Annotated in this window: 19 protein-coding genes; 11 read left to right on the forward strand and 8 right to left on the reverse strand. The window is 74.8% G+C overall.

Going from position 1 to position 21754, the window contains the following annotated elements; translation table 11 throughout:
- Window positions 1-267: 267 nt before the first annotated feature.
- Window positions 268-948, reverse strand: coding sequence for a response regulator transcription factor (locus GQS09_RS05760; protein ID WP_165984893.1), 681 nt, complete (start codon window positions 946-948; stop codon window positions 268-270).
- Window positions 945-2177: a sensor histidine kinase gene (locus GQS09_RS05765; protein ID WP_165984894.1), complete on the reverse strand. Its 1233-nt coding sequence runs from the start codon at window positions 2175-2177 to the stop codon at window positions 945-947. The genes GQS09_RS05760 and GQS09_RS05765 overlap by 4 nt, the downstream gene beginning before the upstream one ends.
- Before the next feature lie 134 nt (window positions 2178-2311).
- Between GQS09_RS05765 and GQS09_RS05770 the strand changes: the two genes are divergently transcribed.
- Window positions 2312-2728: an ankyrin repeat domain-containing protein gene (locus GQS09_RS05770; RefSeq protein ID WP_165984895.1), complete on the forward strand. Its 417-nt coding sequence runs from the start codon at window positions 2312-2314 to the stop codon at window positions 2726-2728.
- A 155-nt stretch (window positions 2729-2883) separates the two neighbouring features.
- On the opposite strand, the gene GQS09_RS05775 is transcribed toward GQS09_RS05770, so the two are convergent.
- Window positions 2884-3969, reverse strand: a complete 1086-nt coding sequence (locus tag GQS09_RS05775; RefSeq protein WP_165984896.1) for a DMT family transporter — start codon at window positions 3967-3969, stop codon at window positions 2884-2886.
- Between GQS09_RS05775 and GQS09_RS05780 the strand changes: the two genes are divergently transcribed.
- The 3 genes from GQS09_RS05780 (at window position 3968) to GQS09_RS05790 (ending at window position 9439) form a co-directional block, all read left to right on the forward strand.
- Window positions 3968-5416: a PLP-dependent aminotransferase family protein gene (locus GQS09_RS05780; RefSeq protein ID WP_165984897.1), complete on the forward strand. Its 1449-nt coding sequence runs from the start codon at window positions 3968-3970 to the stop codon at window positions 5414-5416. The two genes, GQS09_RS05775 and GQS09_RS05780, sit on opposite strands and share 2 nt — an antisense overlap.
- A 268-nt stretch (window positions 5417-5684) precedes the next feature.
- The gene (locus GQS09_RS05785) at window positions 5685-7832 is read left to right on the forward strand and encodes a hypothetical protein (RefSeq protein WP_313896004.1); all 2148 of its coding nucleotides are present in this window, start codon (window positions 5685-5687) and stop codon (window positions 7830-7832) included.
- 92 nt (window positions 7833-7924) lie between these two features.
- Window positions 7925-9439, forward strand: a complete 1515-nt coding sequence (locus GQS09_RS05790) for an ABC transporter substrate-binding protein (RefSeq protein WP_165984898.1) — start codon at window positions 7925-7927, stop codon at window positions 9437-9439.
- A gap of 339 nt (window positions 9440-9778) precedes the next feature.
- Here GQS09_RS05790 and GQS09_RS05795 read toward each other — a convergent pair whose 3' ends face one another.
- Entirely contained in the window at window positions 9779-10546 is a 768-nt protein-coding gene (locus tag GQS09_RS05795) for an SDR family oxidoreductase (RefSeq protein WP_165984899.1), read from the reverse strand.
- Between the two features lie 181 nt (window positions 10547-10727).
- Between GQS09_RS05795 and GQS09_RS05800 the strand changes: the two genes are divergently transcribed.
- Complete coding sequence (locus GQS09_RS05800; RefSeq protein WP_165984900.1) at window positions 10728-12863, forward strand: prolyl oligopeptidase family serine peptidase; 2136 nt, start codon at window positions 10728-10730, stop codon at window positions 12861-12863.
- A 47-nt stretch (window positions 12864-12910) separates the two neighbouring features.
- Here GQS09_RS05800 and GQS09_RS05805 read toward each other — a convergent pair whose 3' ends face one another.
- Both GQS09_RS05805 and GQS09_RS05810 read right to left on the reverse strand, forming a co-directional pair.
- Window positions 12911-13846, reverse strand: a complete 936-nt coding sequence (locus GQS09_RS05805) for an RNA polymerase sigma-70 factor (RefSeq protein WP_165984901.1) — start codon at window positions 13844-13846, stop codon at window positions 12911-12913.
- Window positions 13843-14775 (reverse strand): NAD(P)-dependent oxidoreductase, encoded by a 933-nt coding sequence (locus tag GQS09_RS05810; protein WP_165984902.1) that lies wholly within the window; start codon window positions 14773-14775, stop codon window positions 13843-13845. Before GQS09_RS05810 ends, GQS09_RS05805 begins: the two co-directional genes overlap by 4 nt.
- 204 nt (window positions 14776-14979) lie before the next feature.
- On the opposite strand from GQS09_RS05810, the gene GQS09_RS05815 reads away from it, so the two are divergent.
- The 6 genes from GQS09_RS05815 (at window position 14980) to GQS09_RS05840 (ending at window position 19961) form a co-directional block, all read left to right on the forward strand.
- Window positions 14980-15408, forward strand: coding sequence for a helix-turn-helix domain-containing protein (locus GQS09_RS05815; RefSeq protein WP_165984903.1), 429 nt, complete (start codon window positions 14980-14982; stop codon window positions 15406-15408).
- 25 nt (window positions 15409-15433) lie between these two features.
- Window positions 15434-15976: a hypothetical protein gene (locus GQS09_RS05820; RefSeq protein WP_165984904.1), complete on the forward strand. Its 543-nt coding sequence runs from the start codon at window positions 15434-15436 to the stop codon at window positions 15974-15976.
- Window positions 15977-16104: 128 nt separating this feature from the next.
- Window positions 16105-16437, forward strand: coding sequence for a DUF2516 family protein (locus GQS09_RS05825; RefSeq protein ID WP_165984915.1), 333 nt, complete (start codon window positions 16105-16107; stop codon window positions 16435-16437).
- 128 nt (window positions 16438-16565) lie between these two features.
- Window positions 16566-17189 (forward strand): DUF47 family protein, encoded by a 624-nt coding sequence (locus tag GQS09_RS05830; protein ID WP_165984905.1) that lies wholly within the window; start codon window positions 16566-16568, stop codon window positions 17187-17189.
- Between the two features lie 4 nt (window positions 17190-17193).
- Window positions 17194-18192, forward strand: coding sequence for an inorganic phosphate transporter (locus GQS09_RS05835; protein ID WP_165984906.1), 999 nt, complete (start codon window positions 17194-17196; stop codon window positions 18190-18192).
- Window positions 18193-18425: 233 nt separating this feature from the next.
- Complete coding sequence (locus GQS09_RS05840; RefSeq protein WP_165984907.1) at window positions 18426-19961, forward strand: PLP-dependent aminotransferase family protein; 1536 nt, start codon at window positions 18426-18428, stop codon at window positions 19959-19961.
- Here GQS09_RS05840 and GQS09_RS05845 read toward each other — a convergent pair.
- Both GQS09_RS05845 and pstB read right to left on the reverse strand, forming a co-directional pair.
- Entirely contained in the window at window positions 19942-20847 is a 906-nt protein-coding gene (locus GQS09_RS05845; protein ID WP_207957506.1) for a B3/4 domain-containing protein, read from the reverse strand. The genes GQS09_RS05840 and GQS09_RS05845 overlap by 20 nt on opposite strands.
- Before the next feature lie 119 nt (window positions 20848-20966).
- The gene (gene pstB, locus GQS09_RS05850) at window positions 20967-21746 is read right to left on the reverse strand and encodes a phosphate ABC transporter ATP-binding protein PstB (protein WP_165984908.1); all 780 of its coding nucleotides are present in this window, start codon (window positions 21744-21746) and stop codon (window positions 20967-20969) included.
- Window positions 21747-21754: the final 8 nt, after the last annotated feature.

Here is a 21754-nt window from a genome sequence, read left to right on the forward strand (position 1 = left end):
GGGGGTGAGTTCCAGTGCACGGCAGGGCACTTGCGGCGAACGGGCGGGGTATGCGCCCAACGGACCGCCGAGCGGACGGCCGGAGGCAGCCCCCGACGAGCCGTCGAACAGCCGCCACCATCTCGAACGGATGTCCGCCCCGGGGGGCCGCCGGCGATGCAGGCCGGGCCGGTCCGCCACGGGTACGTCCGGGCCGGCCCCGTTCCGGGAGAGGGCGCCGGACGCCCGGACCACGGCCCCGTCACGGCCCCGCACCCGGCCCCGCGGTCAGGAGCCGTCGCTCATCCAGCCGGGGGTGATCATGCCGGACTCGTAGGCGACGATCACCAGCTGGGCCCGGTCCCGGACGTCGAGTTTGGTCATGATCCGGCTGACATGCGTCTTGGACGTCGCGGGCGAGACCACCAGCCGCCGGGCGATCTCGTCATTGCTCAGGCCCTCGCCCACCAGGCCCAGCACCTCCCGCTCCCGCTCGGTCAGCGCGTTCAGCCGGGTGAACCGGGCCGGTTCCGGCCGCCGCGCCCGCCCCGCGAACTCGGAGATCAGCCGGCGGGTGACGGCCGGGGAGATCAGGGCGTCGCCGCGGGCGCAGACCCGGATGCCGTGCAGCAGCTCCATCGGCTCGGTGTCCTTGACCAGGAAGCCGGAGGCTCCGGCGCGGAGCGCGCCGTAGACGTAGTCGTCCAGGTCGAAGGTGGTCAGGATGACCACCCGCACTCCCTCCAGCCGGGGGTCCCGCACGATCCGCCGGGTGGCCTCCAGCCCGTCCGTCCCCGGCATCCGGATGTCCATCAGCACGATGTCCGGCCGCAGTTCGCGGGCGAGCCGGACGGCGCCGTCACCGTCCCCGGCCTCGCCGGCCACCTCGATGTCGTCCTCGTCCTCCAGGATCGAGCGGAACCCGGCCCGCACCAGCTTCTGGTCGTCCGCGAGCAGCACCCGGATCACGTCGTTCCCTCGCCCTTCCCGCCCGGCCGGTGGTCGTCACCGTCCGGCGCCATCGGCAGCCGGGCGGTGACCCGGAAGCCGCTCCCAGTATCGCCCGCGGTCAGCTCACCGCCCAGCGCACGCGCCCGCTCGGCCATGCCGGTGATGCCGCTGCCGGCCCCCTGCGGGGACGCCCCGCCGCCCCGGCCGTTGTCCTCGATCAGCAGCCGCAGTTCCTCCGGTGTGTAGCCGATGCTGATCCGGGCCCGGTCCGCGCCCGAGTGACGGGTGATGTTGGTCAGCGACTCCTGGATGATCCGGTAGCCGGCCAGCGAGATCTGCGGCGGCAGCTCGCGCGCCTCGCCGCTGGACTCCAGCCGGATGTCCAGCCCGCCGGCGCGGGCCCGTTCGGCCAGCTCCGGCACCCGCTCCAGACCGGGGGCCGGCGCGGTGGGCGCGTCCTCGTCCACCTGCCGCAGGGCGCCCAGGGTGGCGCGCAGCTCGCGCAGCGCGTCCCGGCTGATGTCCCGCACCGACGCCAGCGCGGCCAGCAGCTCGGCGCTGTCGCCGGGCCGCTTGGCGCTGCGGTGCAGCGCCGCCCCGCACTGCACATTGATCAGCGAGATGCTGTGCCCGAGCACGTCGTGCAGCTCCCGGGCGATGCGCAGCCGCTCCTCCGTGGCGGACTGACGGGCCCTCAGGTCCCGTTCCCGCTCGGCGGCGGCGGCCCGCTCCCGGGCCTCGCGCAGATACGCCTCGCGCACCCGGCTGGCGTGCCCGAACGCGATCAGCCCGCCGAACCAGCCGACGAGCAGGACGAAGGACATGTCGTCCACATTGCTCACGCCCCGGGAGCGGGTGAACGCCTCGCCCAGACCCATGCCGGTCATGGTGACGGCGGCGAGCGCCACGGCCGCCCGCAGCCGCCCGCGGGCCGAGAGGTTGTAGAGGGAGACGGCGTAGAGGACGATCGGGGTGCCGCCGTCCAGCTCGCCCATCGGGTAGTAGACGGCCATCACCGCGGTCGCGTACAGCGCGACGGTCAGCGGCCGGCGGCGGCGGAAGGCCAGGGCCGCGCAGCCGGAGGCGGCCAGCGCCTCCTCCACCAGCACCATCCACAGCGCGTCGGGCGGCCGGCGGGCCAGTGCGAGCACCGAGTCGGCGGCGAAGAACAGCACGACCGCCGCCAGCACGCGGTCCCCGGACAGGAGCCGGTACAGCAGGCGGAGTCGCGTGGGCGTGGCGGCCATGGGAGAAAGAGTACGTAGGCTGACCTGTGCCGCGGGTTCTCCGCGGCACCCGGCGGCAGGACCGCACAGCCGGACCAGGCGGCGGACGACACCGCGGACGCGGCAGTCCATGCGGCACGAAACGGAGGAGACGGATGACCGGCCCGGCGCCCGAGAGCAGCGAACCCGCGCACGACCCGGAGGTGCTCCAGCTCGCCTCGAAGATCTTCGAGCTGGCCCGCCAGGGGGACACCGAGACGGTTGCCGCCTATGTGGACGCGGGGGTGCCCGCCGATCTCAGCAACGACCGCGGGGACACCCTGCTGATGCTGGCGGCCTACCACGGGCATGCGGAGACGGTGCGGACGCTGCTGGCGCGCGGCGCCGATCCGGGGCGGGCCAACGACCGGGGGCAGACCCCGCTGGCCGGTGCGGTGTTCAAGGGGCAGACCGAGGTGGTGCGGACGCTGGTGGAGGCGGGCGCGGACCCGGCGGCCGGTCAGCCCTCGGCCATCGACACCGCGCGGATGTTCGCCCGGGACGAGCTGCTGGAACTGTTCGGCGCCGCCTGAGACCCGCTCCTTGCCCGGCCGCTCCCCCGCCTGCCCCGGGCGCCGCGGCCCCGTCGCCGCACCGGCCCGCACCCGGCCCCGCCGGTGAGGCCCGGCCCACCAGCCCGCCCCGGCGGTCACCGGCGCCCGGGGGGGCCGGAACCGGAACCGGCACGCTACGGGTGCGGGCCGGTGCGGGCCTTCGGGTCCGGCGGATCGTCCGCTCCCGGCGTGACGCGGCCCGCCGGAACCGGTGGTCTGCCGGGCGACGGCGCGCCGTCGGCCCCGCCGCCGGAAGCGCCTGCCGGCCGGCGGCGGGACCGCTCCTCCCCGCCGTCGCCCGCGCGCTGGGTCACGGCGATGCAGACCAGCACCACGGCCGCGGTCGGCAGGGCCGCGGCGGGCAGCCGCTCGTCCAGCAGCAGCACCGCCCAGACCAGGGTGAGCAGCGGCTGGGCCAGCTGGATCTGGCTGGCCCGGGCCACCCCGATCAGCGCCATGCCCCGGTACCAGCACACGAACCCGCCGAACTGCGACACCGCCCCCGCATAGGCCAGGCCGAGCAGCGCGCCGGCTCCGGGCCGGGCGGGCTCCAGCGGCCAGGCCACGGCGGTGACCAGCAGGCTGACCGGCAGTGCGGCCACCGCCGCCCAGCCGATCACCTGCCAGCCCGGCAGCCGGCGGGCCAGCCGCCCGCCCTCGGCGTAGCCGGCCGCGCAGAGCAGCAGGGCGGCGGCAAGACAGAGGTCGGCGACGGTGGGCAGGCCGCCGCTGCGGTGCAGGGCGAAGGCGGTGACGGCGGCGCCGCCGGTGACCGCTCCGGCCCAGAACGCCCGGGGCGGCCGGACCCGGGTGCGCAGCGCCGCCAGCGCGGCGGTGGCCAGGGGCAGGGCGCCGATCACCACCGCCGAGTGGGCGGTGGAGGCGGTCTGCAGCGCCAGCGTGGTGAGCAGCGGGAAGCCGATCACGCAGCCGGCCGCCACGACGGCCAGGCCGGGCCAGTGGCGCCGGGCGGGCGGCCGTACCCGGCAGAGCGCCAGGCACAGCGCGGCCAGCAGGGCGGCGATCACCCCGCGCAGTCCGGTGACGGTCCAGGGCCCGAAGCCGCCCAGCGCGCCGACCGTGGCCGGAAAGGTCAGCGAGAACCCGGTCACGCCCACCGCGGCGGCGAGCATCCCGGCGGGCGCCGCCGCGGCCCGCGGCGGACCGGCGGGCGGTGGTGCTATCCCGGAGCCATGAGTAGCGCTATCGTTGTCCCTCATGAAAGATGGTAGCAGTGCCGACCATGTGGCCAGGATGCTGCGGGAATCCCTGTCCCGCTACTCGGTCGGCGACAGGCTTCCCTCCAGCCGGGCCCTTCGGGAGCAGTACGGCGTCGGCCCGGTGACGGTCAGCCGGGCCATCGCCCTGCTGGCCGCCGAGGGCGTGGTGGTCTCCCGCCCCGGCGCGGGCGTGTTCCGCGCGGCACCGCCCCGCCGCCCCGCGGCCGGCGATCTGTCCTGGCAGGAGGTGGCACTCAGCGCGCACCCCGCCTCGGCGCCCGCCGCCGGGGCCGCCGGCGTGACCGCCACCCTGGCACCGCCCCCGCCCGGCGTCATCGACCTCAACGGCGGCTATCCCGCGGTGGCGCTCCAGCCGGAGCGCGCCCTCGCCGCCGCACTGGCCCGGGCCGGCCGCCGCCCCGGCACCTGGGGCCGCCCCCCGCTGGAGGGCCTGCCCGAGCTGCGCGGCTGGTTCGCCCGGGAGATCGCCGGCCCGGAGGGACTGCTCACCGCCGCCGACGTCCTCATCACCACCGGCGGCCAGGCCGCCCTGACCACCGCGCTGCGTTCGCTGGCCGCACCCGGCGCACCAGTCCTGGTGGAATCCCCCACCTATCCCGGCATCCTGGCCGTGGCCCGCACCGCCGGGCTGCGCCCGGTGCCGGTCCCGCTGGACCGCGACGGCATCCGCACCGATCTGCTGGCCGAGGCCTTCCGCGCCACCGGGGCCCGGCTGCTGGTCTGCCAGCCGCTGTACCACAACCCCACCGGTGCGGTGCTGTCCGCGGAGCGCCGCGCCGAGACCTTGCGCATCGCCCGCGCCGCCGGGGCCTTCGTGGTGGAGGACGACTTCGCCCGCCGGCTGGCGCACGCCGACGCGCCCCCGCCGCCGGCCCCGATGGCCGCCCACGACCCGGACGGCGTGGTGGTGCACATCGCCTCGCTCACCAAGGCCGCCTCGCCCAGCCTGCGGGTCGCCGCGCTGGCCGCCCGCGGCCCGGCCATGGAACGGCTGCGGGCCACCCATGTGGTGGACAGCCTGTTCGTGCCGCGGCCGATCCAGGAGACGGCGCTGGAGCTGGTCGCCGCCCCGGCCTGGCGGTCCCATCTGCGGCGGCTGGCGGAGACCCTGCACCGCCGCCGGGAGACACTGGCCGCCGCGCTGCGCCGCGAACTCCCGCGGCTGCCGCCGCCCGCGCTGCCGTACGGCGGCTTCCACCTCTGGCAGCGGCTGCCGGACCGCGCCGACGAGGGCGCGCTGGCCGCCGCCGCGCTGCGGGCCGGCGTCGCGGTCACACCCGGCCGGCCGTACTTCCCGGCCGAGCCGCCGGCCCCGCACCTGCGGCTGAGCATCATCGCCGCCGACTCCCCCGAACATCTCGACGAGGCGGCCCGCCGCCTCCGGGCGGCGGCCGCCGCCGTCGCGTCCGCTCCGGAGATCCGGTAGCAAGGCCCCGGCGGTGCGAACGTCCGGACGACGTCCATCTGTTCGCTCCGAGTCTCAATTGGCTTACGCACGGACAGATTTCGCTGCCCCGCCAGTGCTTCCGTGGCAGTCTTGAACCAGGGGCCACCGATCGGCAGCCGCACACCGGCACGGCGGTGAACAGCCCGGAACCACCGCGGACACCACCGCGGACACCACCGGAGACACCACCGGGGGAAGCAGCGCGGGGACGGCACGGACACGGGCGAGCGACGGGGGGCGAGCCGGCGTGGTGGCATTCGCAGCGGGGATGGGCCCCAGGGGCCGCGACGGCATCATCGCTCTCGTCCAGGAATCCCTCCAGCAGCCCGCCACCGCCGAACGCCCCGTCACCATCCTGCTCGGCGCCCCGGGAAGCGGCGCCAGCGAGACCCACACCGCTCTGGTGGAGGAGTTCGGCGCCGAGCACCCCTTCGCCTACCTCAATCTCGGCCGCCAGCGCTCGCTGCTCCCCCGCTACGCCCTGGCCCTGATAGCGCTCCAGCTCGAACGGCACCTGCCCCGCTACCGCCGCACCGCCCTGCCCCGGCTCCGGCTCGGCCTGCTCGCCTCCGACCAGGAGCTGCCGATGGCCAGCCTGGCCGACGGGCGGCGCTCCATCCAGCAGGTGCTGGGCGAGTTCCAGCAACAGGCCGAGGCCCGCCACCAGGGGAACTACCTGGCCGCCTTCCTGGAGGTGGCGGGCGGCGCCATCGGCGCACCGGACGGCGCCTCGGCCGTGGTGGTGGCCCTGATGGACAGTCTGCGCCGCAGCCGCCGGCGGGGCCCCGGCCACCGCTTCCTCGGCCACGCCCCCTGGTACGGGGAGCACAGCCTGACCCACAGTCACGACCGGTGGGAGGCGCTGGTGGAGCTCAACCGCTGGCGCCACATCGGCGACCGGCAGGACCAGCGGCGGCTGGACCGCATCCTGTTCTCCGCCTTCCTGGAGGATCTGCGCCGGCACGCCGGCGGCGCCTTCCGCCCGTCGTCCTTCCTGCTGCTGCTGGACAATGCCGACACCGACGACGGCCTCCGCTTCCTGGACCTGCTGCTCCGCGCCCGTCACGAGGACGCGGTGTCCCCCGGCGGGCGCTGCGATCCGCTCACCGTGGTGGTGTCCGCGCACCGCTGGCTGCCCCGCTGGGGGCCGGTCACCGGCGATCAGTGGCCCTGGCGGCTGCGCGAGCCGGGCCAGGTCTCGCTGGCCGACTGGCGGAGCCACCGGCCCGCCCGGGACGCGGAGGACACCTGGTGGTACCCGGTGCGGCTGCGGGACCTCCGGGAATCCGAGGTCCGGGTCCGCTTCGAGCAGGCCATCCGGACGAGCCCCGGCCTGGTGCCGTTCCTGCACCTCGCGCCGTTCGTGCACCGGCTCACCCACGGCCTGCCGCGCGCCGTGCAGCAGGTGCTGGGCATCCTGGCCCGGCACGACGTGCCCACCGTGGCCGGTCCGGAGCAGGACATCTGGCTGCGCTCCCTGCCGGACCGCACCCTGCCGGCCGCCGAGCAGGACACGGAACACGACACCGGGCACGACCCGGAGCCCGGCGGGGCGGAACCCGGCGGGGCGGAGTCCGGCCGGGCGTACTCCGCGCAGGAGCCGAAGCTGGTCGATCTGGCCCTGCGGCAGCTCCTGCGCGGCTTCACCGCCGAGGAGACCGCGCAGCTCGCCGAGTGCGCCGCCGCCCGCGATCTGTCCGGCGCCCTCCGGGTGCGCAGCCTGTCCGCCGAGCTGTTCGGCAAGCTGCGGTCCTGCTGGCTGCTGGAGCCGCCCCCGTGGCCCGCTCCCGGCGCCTCCCCCGGCGCGCCGCCCGAACCCGGCCGGGCAGCCGCACCGCCGCGCCTGCATCCCTGGCTGCGGCGGCTGCTGCTGTGGCGGCTGGCCCGCCGGCCGGACGACTGGACCACCGTGCACGAGCTGCTCGCCGACTTCTTCCGCTCCGAGCGGGACCGGGAGCAGGAGATGTACCACCGGCTGGCGGCCGGGCAGCTGGGCACGGTGACGGAGCATCTGGTCCGGCGGTTCCGGGAAACCGGCGCGGCCGGGTGGGTCGCCGAGTACGACGGGATCACCGCGGCCCCGAACCCGTTCCCGCCGTCCCTCGCCCCCCGCACGGTGTTCGCCGGGCTGCTGGAGCGCCGTCCGGAGAGTCCGGCGGCGGGCGGGTCCGCCACCGAGCCGGCGGTCACCCTCACCACCGTGGTGCGCGGCCTGGTGGCCGCCCGCTGGGTGTGGAGCGATCCGCTGGGCGATCCGCGCGGGCAGCTGGACCAGACCCTGGCCGAGGGCTTCGGCCAGCTCGCCCTGCTCAGCGGCGGCCAGGACGTGGTGGTGCTGCTGGACGAGGCGGAGCGCTACCGCCACTGGCGCCGCACCCCGGCCGGCGGCGTCTGAGCGACCGGAACACACAGCCGGGGACGGACAGCCCGGGACGGACAGCCCGGAACACGGCAACCGGAACACGGTGAGAGAGGAGAGGCGGGCCGATGCGCACCGGACTCAGGAACCTGCCCCTGGACGTGCTGCTGCGCTGGCTCGCCGCCGCGGTGGCGCTGGTCCTGCTCGGCGTCGCCGGAAAGCTCGGCTACGACTGGTTCGAGGACGCAAGGACGCGCTGCGCCGCCGGCGTGGTGGAACGCGGGGACGACGCCGAGTGCGTCGGGGTCACCGACGGCGCCCATTCCTTCGCCCCGCACCTGGACCGGGTCACCGAGCTGATCAAGAAGGAGAACGACAAGGTGGTCCGGGAGGCGGCGGAGAACGGCACCGACTACGTCAGCATCGCCTACATGACCTCCTTCACCCTCACCGAGTCCGACACCAACAGCGAGGCGTCGGCGCGCCGGGAGCTGCAGGGGGCGTATCTGGCACAGCTCCGGCACAACTCGGGGGACCTGCGCAAGACACCGAAGATCCGGCTGCTGATCGCCAACATCGGCAGCAACGCGGGGCACTGGGAGCACACCGTGCAGGAGCTCGTCCGGCGCCAGGACACCGACGACCGGCTGGTGGCCGTGGCCGGGCTGGGCCCGAGCACCGACGAGAACCTGGCCGCGCTCACCCGGCTCTCCGAGGAGGGCCTGGCCACCGTGGCAAGCACCATGACCGCCACCAACATCAAGGACATAGAGGGCTTCGCCCGGGTCCCGCCCACGAACGAGGACGAGGCGCAGGCCGCCGCCGCCTACCTCAAGCGGGAGGGCTTCCGGACCGCGGTGGTGGTGCAGGACGTCGCCGGGGAGAACCTCTATGCCGCCACCCTGGCCAGGGCCTTTCTCGACGCCTATCCCGACGGCGACCACACCCTGGTCGATCCGGAGCCGATGCCCTTCGACTCCTCCAAGGACTCCTGGGAGACGGAGCTGTACCACATGCCCGCGCAGCTCTGTCAGCAGCTGCCCGAGGTGGTCTACTTCGCGGGACGCGGGAAGCATCTGACGTACTTCCTGGAGCGGATCGCCGGACGCACCTGTGTGGACCACGAGTTCACCGTGATGACCGGAGACGACACCACCAATCTCACGGCCGAGGAGCTGGAACAGGCGGCACGGACCAAGGTGGAGGTCGTCTACACCGGGCTGGCACACCCCGACATGCGGCAGGGCGCCCCGCCCGGGGTCAATCTGGTGGACAGGCAGTCCGCCGAGCACTTCGGGGAGGAGGGGCTGCTGGCCGAGCTGTTCCCCAAGGACCCGCGCGACGACGGGCAGGCCATGGTGGCCCACGACTCCGTGCTGGTGGCCGCGACCGCCGCGACCATGGCCGCGGAGGCCGGGCGGCAGATCACCGGCCAGGCGGTGGGCCGGATGTTCCACCAGATGGACGCCCCCAACCAGGTTCCGGGGGCCAGCGGCTGGCTCTCCTTCCAGCTCGACGGCAACCCGGTGGACAAGGCGGTGCCGATCCTGGAGCTCACCGAGGACGGGGTGGCGGTCTTCCGGGAACTGTCCGCGGCCGGCGGCACCCCGCTGGAGGGCGAGGAGACCGGGGACGGCGGCTGAGGCCGCCGTCCCGGCCCGCCCCGGGGCCGCACCACGGCCGCCCCCGAAGACCCGGGCGGGGCGGCGGAGACCGGGAGGCGCGGCCTGGGAGGCGGGAGCCGGGAGGCGCGGCCTGGGAGGCGCGGCCTGGGAGGCGCGGCCTGGGAGGCGGAGACCGGGAGGCCGGGCGGGGTGGCCGGGTCAGTGGCCGTCCGGCCGCGCCCGCTGCCGGGCGGCGAGCCACTCCCGGAAGGTCTGCTCGCCCCTGACGTCCGGCCGGTCCGTGGTCAGCCCGCCCGCCCGCAGCACCCGGCCCAGCGCGCCGGGCANGAGACCGGGAGGCCGGGCGGGGTGGCCGGGTCAGTGGCCGTCCGGCCGCGCCCGCTGCCGGGCGGCGAGCCACTCCCGGAAGGTCTGCTCGCCCCTGACGTCCGGCCGGTCCGTGGTCAGCCCGCCCGCCCGCAGCACCCGGCCCAGCGCGCCGGGCAGCGGCAGCGGCACCCGCAGCGCCCGCCGCCCGGTCACCGCCTGCCAGGCCGCGGCCAGCTCCCGTGCCTCGGTGATCTGCGGACCGGCCACCTCCGTCCGGCCGTTCAGCGGCGTGCCCTCGGCCACCCCGGCCACCGCCCGCGCCGCCTCGGCCGCGGCCACGGTCTGCAGCAGCGCCCGGGGCACCGGCAGCAGCCGGCGGCGTCCGGCCGCGTCCAGCACCCCGGCGGCCAGCTCGTGGAACTGGGTGGCGCGCACGATGCTCCACGGCACCCCGCCCTCGCGCACCACCCGCTCCTGCTCGGTCTTGATCCGGTAGTAGCCCAGGGGGACCCGGTCGCAGCCGACGATCGAGACGCAGACGTGGTGGCCGACCCCGGCCTCGGCCCCGGCGGCCAGCAGCCGGCGCGTGCCCTCCACCAGCGTCTCCCGGGCCCGCCTGGCCGAGGAGGCGTTGCTGGCGTCCACCACGGCCTGGCAGCCGTCCAGCGCCCCGGCCAGCCCGGCACCGGTGGTCAGATCGACCGGATACTCCTCCGACCTGCGGCTGAGCACCCTCACCTGGTGCCCGCGGGAGCGCAGCTCACCGGCCACCTCCCGTCCCAGTGTGCCGGTTCCCCCGGCTACGGCGATCCTCATGCCCTCAGGACAGCACTGACCCGCGGAACGTGACATCCGGGACGGACCCGTCCGCGTGCCCGCCCACCGGACACCATCCGTGCTATGATCATTATGACCGCGCGGCGCAACAGCTTCCCGGCGAGTGCCCACCGGTCAGCACTCCTCAGGCTCCAGGCCCTCCGGCCCGGAGCCTTTTTTCATGAACGAACACACCGGCCTCCCCGCCCCGTCGGCGGATGCCGCGGAACTGCGCGGTTTTCCGCGCCGGTTCGCCCGCACCCGCCGGTTCTCCCTCGGCGCCCCGGGGCAGTTCACCGTCTCCCCCGACGGGGAACGGGTGCTGTTCCTGCGCTCCGCCTCCGGCACCGACCCGCGCCCGCTGCTCTGGCTGTACCGGGGCGGCCGGGAGCTGCTGCTCGCCGACCCGGCCGGCCCGTCCTACGCCACCGACCGGGAGGTCCGGCTCGCCGCCTGGTCCCGGGACGGCGCGCTGTGGACGGTCCGCACCACCGGTGGCGAGCCGCCCCGCCGGATATCCGCCGCCGGACCCGTCACCGACCCCCGGCCCTCCCCGGACGGCACCCGCATCGCCTACGTCACCGGCGGCGCCCTGCACCTGGTGCGGGCCGACGGCACCGACGACCGACGGCTGACCCCGCCCGGCACCGGCACCGTCACCCACGGGCTGCCCGACCGCACCACGCCCGGCTCCTACGGCCCCGCCCGCGGCCACCGGTGGTCCCCGGACGGCGACGCGCTGCTGGTCACCCGGGTGGACAGCGGGATGGTGCCGCTGCACCACCTGGCCGACCCGGCCGATCCCGGCACGCCGCCCCGCACCGTCCGCCGGTCCATGGCCGGCACCCCCACCGCCGGGACCTCGCTCCACCTCTACTTCCCGGACGCCTCCGGGGGCGTCCGCCACGTCCCGGTGCGGCTGCCGCACGCCGCACCCGGACGCGAGCACCCGCCCGGTGCCTGGCACGCCCCGCGGTTCGCCCATCTGCTGGCCGTGGAGTGGGACACCGCCGGCCCGCTGATCACCCTGCAGTCCCGCGACCAGCGCACGGTGTGGACCCTGGCGGCCGACCCGGCGACCGGCGAGACCGTCCCGCTGGACCGGCGGCACGATCCGCACTGGGTCGATGTGCGGCCCGGTACTCCCCGGCGCACCGCCTCGGGCGTGCCGGTGCTGTCCCGCACGCGCGGCGACACCCGGGCGCTCGCGGTCGGCGACGCGCTCACCCCGGAGGGCCTGGAGGTCCGCGAGGTGGTCGGCACCGTGGCCGAGGAGGTGTTCTTCACCGCCAACGAGCACACCGACCCCACCGAGGTGCACGTGTGGAGCCACCGGCCCGGGACCGGCTTCACCCGCCTCACCGGCACCCCCGGGGTGCACACCGCCGCCGTGGGCGGGCCCGTCCTGGTCCTGGACAGCCGCACCCCGGACGGGCAGCGCGTGACCGTGCTGCGCGACGGGCGGCCGGCCGGCCGGATCGCCGTGCTCACCGAGCAGCCGCCGGACGGCCCGGCGCCCCGGTTCCTGGTACTGGGCGCGCGCCGGCTGCACACCCGTCTCCACCTGCCCTCCTGGCACCGGCCCGGGGACGGGCGGCGGCTTCCGGTGCTGCTCTGCCCGTACGGCGGCCCGGCGCTCCAGGTGGTGACCCGGGCCCGTGCCTGGTACACGGCGGTCTGCCAGTGGTTCGCCGAGCACGGCTTCGCGGTGCTCGCCGCGGACGGCCGCGGCACTCCGGGGCGCGGCATCGCCTGGCAGCGCGCCCTCCTCGGCGACCGCCTCACCCCCGCCCTCGACGACCAGATCGACGCCCTGCACGCGGCGGCCGGGCGCCACGACGCCCTCGATCTCTCCCGGGTGGCGATCCGCGGCTGGTCGTTCAGCGGCTATCTGGCGGCCGGCGCGGTGCTGCGCCGCCCGGACGTCTTCCACGCCGCGGTGGCCGGTGCCGCCCCGGCCGACCGCCGTCTCTACGACGCCTACGGGGAGGAGCGCTACCTCGGCCACCCGCAGGTGCAGCCGGAGGGCTATGCGCGTTCCTCGCTGCGGCCCCGTTCCGCCGGCCCCTTCCGCCCGCTGCTGCTGGTGCACGGGCTGGCCGACGACAATGTGCTGCCCGTGCACACCCTGCGGCTGTCCGCCGCGCTGCTGGCCGCCGGCCACCCGCACGCCGTGCTGCCGCTTCCCGGCACCGGCCACCTGGTGACCGGCGAGGAAACCGCCGCCCCGCTGCTCCGCCTGGAACTCGACTTCCTCACCCGCGCCCTGGGCGGGAGCCCCGGCCGGGCGGATTCCGGTGCCGCGGCGGCCGGCTGACCGGAGCGGTCCTCCCGCGTCCCGCCGCCCGGCCGCGGCTCGCGCCGTCACTGCGCCGGGCGGCGGGCCTGCTGTGCCTCGCGGTAGACGGCCCAGGCATCCGCCACCGGGCCCACATGCCCGAGCTTGTCGGGGTTGCTCACCGAGCGGAGCGCCTCGATCCGCCCGCCGAGGATGTCGAGTGTCCAGGCGTTGAGGACCTTGCGGTCCCGGTCGTGGAAGATCGCGCCCGGCTGGCCGTTCACCTCCCGCCGCTCCAGCGTCACACCGATCCGGGCCAGCCAGGGGAACACCGAGGCGAGCACCCGGGACACCTTGTCGGCGCCGGTGACGGCCCTGGGAAGCTGCGGGGTCTTGCCGCCCCCGTCGCCGACGAGCCGCACGTCGGCGGCGAGCAGTTCCCGCAGGCCGTCGACATCGCCGTCCCGGAACGCGTCGAAGAACCGCGCCGCCAGCCTGTCCCGCTCCCGGCGGTCCGCGTCGAACCGCGGGCGCCCCTGCGCCATGTGGCGGCGGGCCCGCACCGCGAGCTGGCGGCACGCCGACGGCGACCTGCCCACCGCCGAGGCGACCTCGGCGAAGCCGAACCCGAACACCTCCCGCAGCACGAAGACCGCCCGTTCCAGCGGGCTGAGCCGCTCCAGCAGCAGCAGGGCCGCCATCGACACCGAGTCGGCCAGCTCCGCCGACCGGGCCGGATCGTCATAGGGGTCGGTGAGCAGCGGCTCGGGGAACCACGGCCCGACGTATTTCTCCCGCCGGAAGCGGGCCGAGCGCAGGACGTCGATCGAGATCCGGGTCACCGCGGCCGAGAGGTAGGCCTTGGCCGAGGTGTGCGGGGCCGCGGCGGACGCGAAGCGCAGCCAGGTCTCCTGGACCGCGTCCTCGGCCTCGCTCACGCTGCCCAGAATCCGGTAGGCGATCGAGAACAGCAGCGGCCGCAGTTCCTCGAACTCCTCGGTCCGGCTCCGGCTCCGGGTCATGCCAGCTCTTCCCTGAAGCCCTGACGCCACGAGGGGTGGCGCAGTTCCCAGCCGAGCTCCCGCTTGGCCTTGGCGTTGGAGAAGCCGCGTCCCTCGCTCAGCATCGCCACCGCCATCTCCCCGGCCAGCAGCCGGGCCGGCCACCTGGGTATCCGGAACGGCCGCCCGGCCCCGGCGCACGCGGCGAGATGGGGCAGCCACGCGCTGACCGGGGCCGGTTCGTCGTCGACGATGTTGAACACGCCGTTCGCCCGCTGCTCCACGGCCAGCACGGTGGCGCTCGCCGCGTCGTCGAGATGCACCCACGAGAAGTAGCCGGTGCCGCCGCCGATCAGCGGGAGTCTCCGCTTGCGCACGAGCTCCACCTGGTCGTCGATGGCGCCGCCCCCGTAGAAGGGGCCGTAGCGCAGGGCGGCACCCCCCGCCTTGACGACCTCTTCCTCGACATGGCGGAGCGCCTCCGCCGACCTGCGCATCTTCGGCCCCGTCCGGTCGGGCGGCAGCGGGTCCTCCTCGGTCACCCACCGGCCCGCGGGTCCACCGATCCAGACGGCAACGCTCTGCGCGACGATGTGCGGGACGCCCGTCGCCTCGGCGGCGGCCAGCAGATGATCCGTGCCCTCGGTGCGCAGCCGGTCGGTGAGGGCGGCGAACCGGTCGGGGTGCCGGAAATCGGGCTTGCCGACGTGCGCCGGGGACAGCGCGGTCATCTGGTGCACGATCGCGTCCGGCCGGGCCGCGGCCACCGCCTCGCCGACCGACACCGCGTCCAGGCCGTTCATCACCACGCCCTGTGCGCCCAGCCGTTCCAGCAGGCTCAGCTTGGCCGCGCTGGTCGTGGTCGCCGTCACCTGGTGACCGCGCGCCAGCAGCTGCGGCACCAGCCGCTGCCCCATGACCCCGGACCCGCCTGCCACGAACACCCGCATGCCCCTCACCTTCCCCGTTCCGGCCCGCTTCGGGCCCTGCTCCGGCGTGTCTCTGCCGCGCTCTGAGACGAAACGGCCCGGCCTGTTGTGACATGCCTGTGGTGACATGGGCGAGGAGTGGACGAGGGACGGCCCGGGGAGGCTCACGCTTGGGACTGCAAGCGGGTGCTTGCAAAAGTTAGCAGACGGTGGCATGCTGACGGCATGGTTCCGTTCGACGTGCACGGACTCGGGGAGTTCCTGCGCGAGCAGCGCCGCCAGGCGCGGCTCTCGCTGCGGCAGCTCGCGGAGGCCGCCGGCGTGTCGAACCCCTACCTGAGCCAGATCGAGCGCGGGCTGCGCAAGCCGAGCGCGGAGATCCTTCAGCAGATCGCCAAAGGGCTGAGCATCTCCGCGGAGACGCTGTACGTGCGGGCCGGAATTCTCGACGAGAACATGCGCGAGGAGCGGGAGAGCGAACGGCCGGGGGTGCGGGACGCCGTGCTCGCCGACCCCTCCCTCACCGATCAGCAGAAGCAGGCGCTGATCCAGATCTACGACGTGTTCCGCCGGGAGAGCGCCGAGGCAGCCGCTGCCGGCCCCGCCCCGCAGGCGGGGACACCCGGTGCGCCCGACGACGGCCCGGAAGACTGACCGACCCTGGGAGGGGACGAGAGCAATGGCCTTCACCGACGAGATCCGCAAGACCATCACCAGCAGCACCCCGTTCTACGCGGTGGCGGGCGCGACCGACCTGGCCGCCGAGAAGCTGCGCACCCTGCCCGGCAGGCTGACCAAGCTGCGCGAGGAAGCGCCGGAGAGGCTGCACGCCTTCCGCGAGGAGGAGCTGCCGAAGCTGAGGGAGCAGGCCCAGCACCTGGCCGACCAGGGCGTGGGCGTGGCCCGGGAGTACGCCGACAAGGCGCGCGCCACCTACGACGAGCTGGCCGAGCGCGGCCGGACCGCGGTCGTCGAGTGGCGCGGCCAGGACAAGCCCGCCGCGCGGAACGGCGAGGCCCCGCAGGTCACCGTGGAGCGCCTCGACGCCGGTGCCGACGCCGTCACCGACGGCGGTGCCGAGGCCGGTGCCGACGCCCAGGCCGACGCGGAGGCCGATGCCAGGGCGGGCGCCAAGGCCGAGGCCGGCACCGGTGCCGATACCGGTGCGGCTGCCGACGCAGGTGCCGCGAAGGGCGAGCCCGGGGACGGTCCGAAGGGCTGATCCCGGCAGCCTCACCGGACACACGGGTGGACGGCTGTGCGGTCGTCGGGAGTACCGGCGCACCGCACAGCCGTTAGCGTGGTAGGGAACTGCCGGGGAAACCGGCCGACGGACAGGTGGTGAAGAGCATGCTGCTGGCGGGGTTCAGCACATTGGTGAACCTGATCTTCCTGGCGCTCCTGGTGCTGAGTATCTACGCACTGGTGCACGCCGCTCTGCAGCGCGAGGACGCGTTCCGCGCGGCGGACAAGCAGACCAAGCCGTTCTGGCTGATCATTCTGGGCGTCTCGGTGGCGGTCCAGCTCTTCCTGCCGGCCATGCTGCTCATTCTGGTCGGGGTGATCGCCACCGTGATCTACCTGGTGGACGTGCGCCCCGCGGTCGCCGGCATCAGCGGCGGCAGGGGCGGCGGCTGGAGCAGCAGTGACGGCCCGTACGGGCCGTATAACGGAGGGCGGTGACCGGGCTCCCGGACAGCCAAGATCACATATCGCTTCGGTCAACCCCCGTCAGGGGTGGTTCGTCGTGGATGGAATGTGCCCGTAGCATCTTCCAGTACGACCATTCGATGAACCGCAGAGGAATTGCAGTGCGCTTTCGCCTGACGCCGCGGGATACGAGCTTTTACGATCTCTTCGCCGCCTCTGCGGACAACATCCTCACCGGTTCGAAGCTGCTGCTGGAGCTGCTCGGCGCGGACCCGGAGTCCCGGGCGGACATCGCGGAGCGCATGCGGGCCGCGGAACACGCCGGGGACGACGCCACCCACGCCATCTTCCACCAGCTCAATTCCTCCTTCATCACGCCGTTCGACCGGGAGGACATCTACCGTCTGGCCTCCTGCCTGGACGACATCATGGACTTCATGGAGGAGGCCGTCGACCTGGTGGTGCTCTACGAGGTCGAGGAGCTCCCCAAGGGCGTGGAGCAGCAGATCGAGGTCATCGCCCGCGCCGCCGAGCTGACCGCCGAGGCCATGCCGCACCTGCGCACCATGTCCGACCTCACCGAGTACTGGATCGAGGTGAACCGCCTGGAGAACCAGGCGGACCGGGTGCACCGCAAACTTCTCGCGCATCTGTTCAACAACGGGGCCTATGATGCGGTCGAGATCATGAAGCTGAAGCAGATCGTGGATGTGCTCGAAGAGGCCGCCGACGCCTTCGAGCGGGTGGCCAACACGGTGGAGTCCATCGTGGTCAAGGAGTCCTGATTCCTTGGACACCTTTGCGCTGTGCGTGGTCGTCGGCACCGCGCTGATCTTCGCCTACACCAACGGCTTCCGCGACTCGGCCAACTCCATCGCCACCTCGGTCTCCACCCGGGCGCTGACCCCGCGGGTCGCCGTGCTGCTGGCGGCCGTGATGAACCTCGCCGGGGCCTTCCTGGGCAGCGGGGTGGCCCGGACGGTCAGCGAGGGCCTGATCGCCGCCCCGAACGGCAGCCGCGGCCTGACCGTCCTGTTCGCCGCCCTGCTCGGCGCCATCGCCTGGAACGTGATCACCTGGGCGCTGGGCCTGCCGTCCTCCTCCTCGCAGGCGCTGCTCGGCGGGCTGGTCGGCGCGGCACTGGCCGGGGCGTCCACCGTGCACTGGGACGGCGTGCTGAACAAGGTCGTCCTGCCGATGGTCCTCTCCCCGCTGGCCGGGCTGGTGGCCGGCTACCTGGTGATGGTCTGCCTGCTGTGGATCTTCCGCCGGGCCCATCCGGCCCGGGCGCAGCGCGGCTTCCGGATGGCGCAGACGGTCTCGGCCGCGGCCATGGCGCTGGGGCACGGCCTCCAGGACGCCCAGAAGACCATGGGCGTGATCATGATGGCGCTGGTGATCACGGAGGCCGAGCCGGCGGGCGGAGGCATCCCGGTCTGGGTCACCCTCTCCTGCGCGCTGATGCTGGCGCTGGGCACCTACACCGGCGGCTGGCGGGTCATGCGCACCCTGGGGCGGCGGATCATGGAACTGGACCCGCCGCGCGGCTTCGCCGCCGAGACCACGGCGGCCTCGGTGATGTACACCGCGTCCTACGCCTTCCAGGCCCCGGTCTCCACCACCCATGTGATCACCTCGGCGATCGTCGGGGCGGGCACCACCCGCCGGATCTCGGCGGTGCGGTGGGGCGTCGCCAAGAACATCCTCACCGGCTGGTTCCTCACCATGCCCGCGGCGGCGGCCATGTCCGCCCTCGTCTTCTGGATCACCCACCTCCTCACCTCCTGAGGCACGGCCTGCCCGCGGCCCGCCGGCGGCCCGCCGCTCCGCTCGCTCCGCTCACCCGCCGCCGGGCCTGCCGCGGCCGGGACGGTGCCGCCGGTGCCCCGCCGCCCGCGGCCCGCCCCGGGCCTTCCTTCCCGCCGCTGCACAGCCCCCGCGCGGCGCGGCACACCAGCCGCCGTCCCGCTCCCCCCTCCCGGCCGTCCCCGGAGTCGGCGGCGGGAGGGACAATCGGGGGCGTGGGCTCCTCCGAACTGCTGATCACTCTGAACCGGCACAGCCGGGTGCCGCTGCGGCAGCAGGTGTGCGACGAGATCGCCGCCGCCGTCCGCGCCGGGCGGCTGCGGCCCGGCGCCCAGCTGCCGGCCTCCCGCGAACTGGCCGGGCAGCTCGGCGTCTCGCGCACCGTGGTGGTCGGCGCCTATGAACTGCTGCGGGCCCGCGGCCTGGTCACCGCCCGCCGCGGCTCGGCCACCACGATCGCCCCGCACGCCGCGGCCTCGTCCGGCGCCCCGGAGCCGTCCCCGGCCGCACCGCGCACCCCGCTGATCCCCAGGACACCGCTGAGCGGCAGCAGCGACAACCCCATGTGGCAGCCCTGGCCGACGCCCGGCGACCCCGGCGACGGCCCGGCGGAGCGGGCGATGATCGACTTCCGGCACGGCACCCCGGCGCTGGCCGACTTCCCCGTCTCCCGCTGGCAGCACTCCGTCCAGCGCGCCCACGCCCGGGCCGGCACCGCCTCCCTGGGCTACGGCCCGGCCGAGGGCTCGGCCGGGCTGCGGGCCCGGATCACCGAACTGGTGCGGCGCAGCCGCGGCCTGGACGCCCCGCCCGGCCGGGTGGTGGTCACCAGCGGCGCCACCCAGGCCACCGACATCCTCGCCCGGCTGCTGGCCGGCCCGGACGACGTCATCGTCATCGAGGACCCCAGCCACACCGTGCTGCGGCAGATCTTCGGCTCCGCACCGGCGGCGGCCGTGGTGCCGGTGCCGGTGGACGAGCAGGGCCTGCGGGTCGCCGAGATCGACGACCGGGTGCGCGCGGCCGGGCACGACCCGGACCGGGTCAGCCTGGTCTACGTCACCCCGTCCCACCAGTTCCCGACCGGACATGTGCTGTCCTCGCGGCGGCGCCGGGAGCTGCTGGCCTGGGTCCGGCGGCGCGGCGCGGTGGTGCTGGAGGACGACTACCACAACGAGTTCGCCTTCACCGACGACCGGCTGCCCGCCCTGGCGGCCGAGGACCGGCACGGCAACGTCGTCTATGTCGGCAGCTTCAGCAAGACCCTCTACCCCGCGCTGCGCCTCGGCTACGCCATCCTGCCGGAGCGGCTGGTGCGGCCCTGTCTGGGCATCAAGTGGATCACCGACCGGCTCAGCCCCACGCTGACCCAGGAGACGCTGGCCGACTTCATCGCCACCGGCGCCTACGCCCGGCACATCAGCCGGATGTCCCGGCTCTACCGGCAGCGCCGGGGCCGGCTGCTGGAGGCGCTGCACGACCGGTTCGGCGACCGGGTGCGGATCTCCGGCCAGGCCGCGGGGCTGCATGTGCTGGTCACCTTCACCGGGCCGCTCGCGCGGCTCGGTGAGGAGCGGATCACCGCTCTGGCCGGGCGGCACGGGGTGCGGGTGCACCCGGCGTCCGGCTACTACGTGCTGGAGCCCCCGCCCGCCCCGGCCTTCCTGATGGGCTACGCGGCGCTGCCGGTCTCCCGGATCGACGAGGGAGTGGCGCGGCTGGCCGCGGCCCTCACCACACCCGGCCGCTGAACCGGGTCCACGACGCCGTCGCCTCCCCCGGGTCCCGGCCCCGCTCCGTGCCGGACGCAGACCCGGGGCCCGGATCAGGGCCGGAACCGGGGCCGGGGCCCGGGTTCCCGGCGGGCAGCACGGTCCCGGAGCGGCGGGCTCCGTCCAGCACCACGGTGTGCGGCGGCGCACCGGTGCGGCGCGCGAGCAGCCCCGCCAGCCGTTCCAGCACCGCCTCGACGTCCCGCCGCCCGTCCGGATGCGCCGACTCCACGGTGACCATCAGCCGGCGGCGGCCGGTGGCCGTGGCGACCACGTCGCTCTGACGCCAGTTCCAGCGCCGCGAGTGGGCACGCCGCCGCTCGTCCAGGAAGACGAGCTCACCCGGCTCCGGCGGTTCCGGGGCATCCGGGCGGCCCAGCGGCAGAAAGGTCTCCCCGCCGGTGGCGGGAGCCAGCCGGAAGGAACCGATGTCCGCCACATCGCAGCAGGCGACGGGCAGCCGGGAGCCCAGCGACAGCGCGTTGCACAGATCCACCAGATCGTTGATGCGCGGCAGCCGCTCCCCCTTGGCGAGCCGCCGCAGCAGCGACTCGGCGGCGCACGGATACCGGCCGGGCGTGAACCCCACCGCCCGGTGGGCCTCGCGCCACTCCCTGATCCGGGGCAGCGCGGCCACGCCCGACCGGCTGCCGAGCCGCAGTGCCAGCACCTCGTCCTCGGCGCCGGCCAGCAGCCGGGCGATCTCCGGATCGCCGCTGCCGACCGTGATCTCCTCCACGCCGAGCAGGCCCATCACGTACTCCGGCACACGGGCGAACACCGAGTCGTGCACGGTGAACGTCAGCGCCTCCCGCGCCCCCTGCGCCTTCTGCGTCGCCTGCGTCGTCTGCGTCGTCTGCGTCATCCCGCAGACCTTAGGCATCCCGCGCCCCGGTGCGCGGACCAATCCGGGCCGCTCTCCCGCAGACCACTTCCCCGCCGCCGTCCCGGACGGCCGCCCCGGCCCGGCCCCGGGGAGGGGGATCAGCCGAAGCGGCCGGAGATGTAGTCCTCGGTGGCCTTCTCGGCCGGGTTGGAGAAGATCTTGTCGGTGGCGCTCACCTCGATCAGCCGGCCCGGCTCACCGACCCCGGCCAGGTTGAAGAACGCCGTGCGCTCCGACACCCGGGCCGCCTGCTGCATGTTGTGGGTGACGATCACGATGGTGTACCGGGACTTCATCTGGTCGATCAGGTCCTCGATCGCCAGCGTGGAGATCGGGTCCAGCGCCGAGCACGGCTCGTCCATCAGCAGCACGTCCGGCTCCACCGCCGTGGCCCGGGCGATGCACAGCCGCTGCTGCTGCCCGCCGGACAGCCCCGCGCCCGGCTTGCTCAGCCGGTCCTTGACCTCCTTCCAGAGGTTGGCGCCGCGCAGGTTCTTCTCCACGATGTCGTCCAGCTCCGACCGGCTGTAGCGGACGCCGTTCAGCCGCACCCCGGCGAGCACGTTGTCGTAGATGGACATGGTGGGGAACGGGTTGGGCCGCTGGAACACCATGCCGACCGTGCGCCGCACCTGCACCGGGTCCACGCCGGGCCCGTACAGGTCCTCGTTGTCCAGCAGCACCTCGCCCTCGACCCGGCCGTCCGGGGTGACCTCGTGCATCCGGTTCAGGGTGCGCAGGAAGGTGGACTTGCCGCAGCCGGACGGCCCGATGAAGGCGGTGACGGACCGCGGCTCCACATGCATGGTGATGTCCTCGATCGCCTTGTGCCCGCCGTAGTAGGCGTTCAGCCCGTTGACGTCGATGCGCTTGGCCATGTCGTGTA

The sequence above is a fragment of the Streptomyces sp. YIM 98790 genome, assembly GCF_011421595.1.
In the GTDB taxonomy this organism is placed as follows: domain Bacteria; phylum Actinomycetota; class Actinomycetes; order Streptomycetales; family Streptomycetaceae; genus Streptomyces.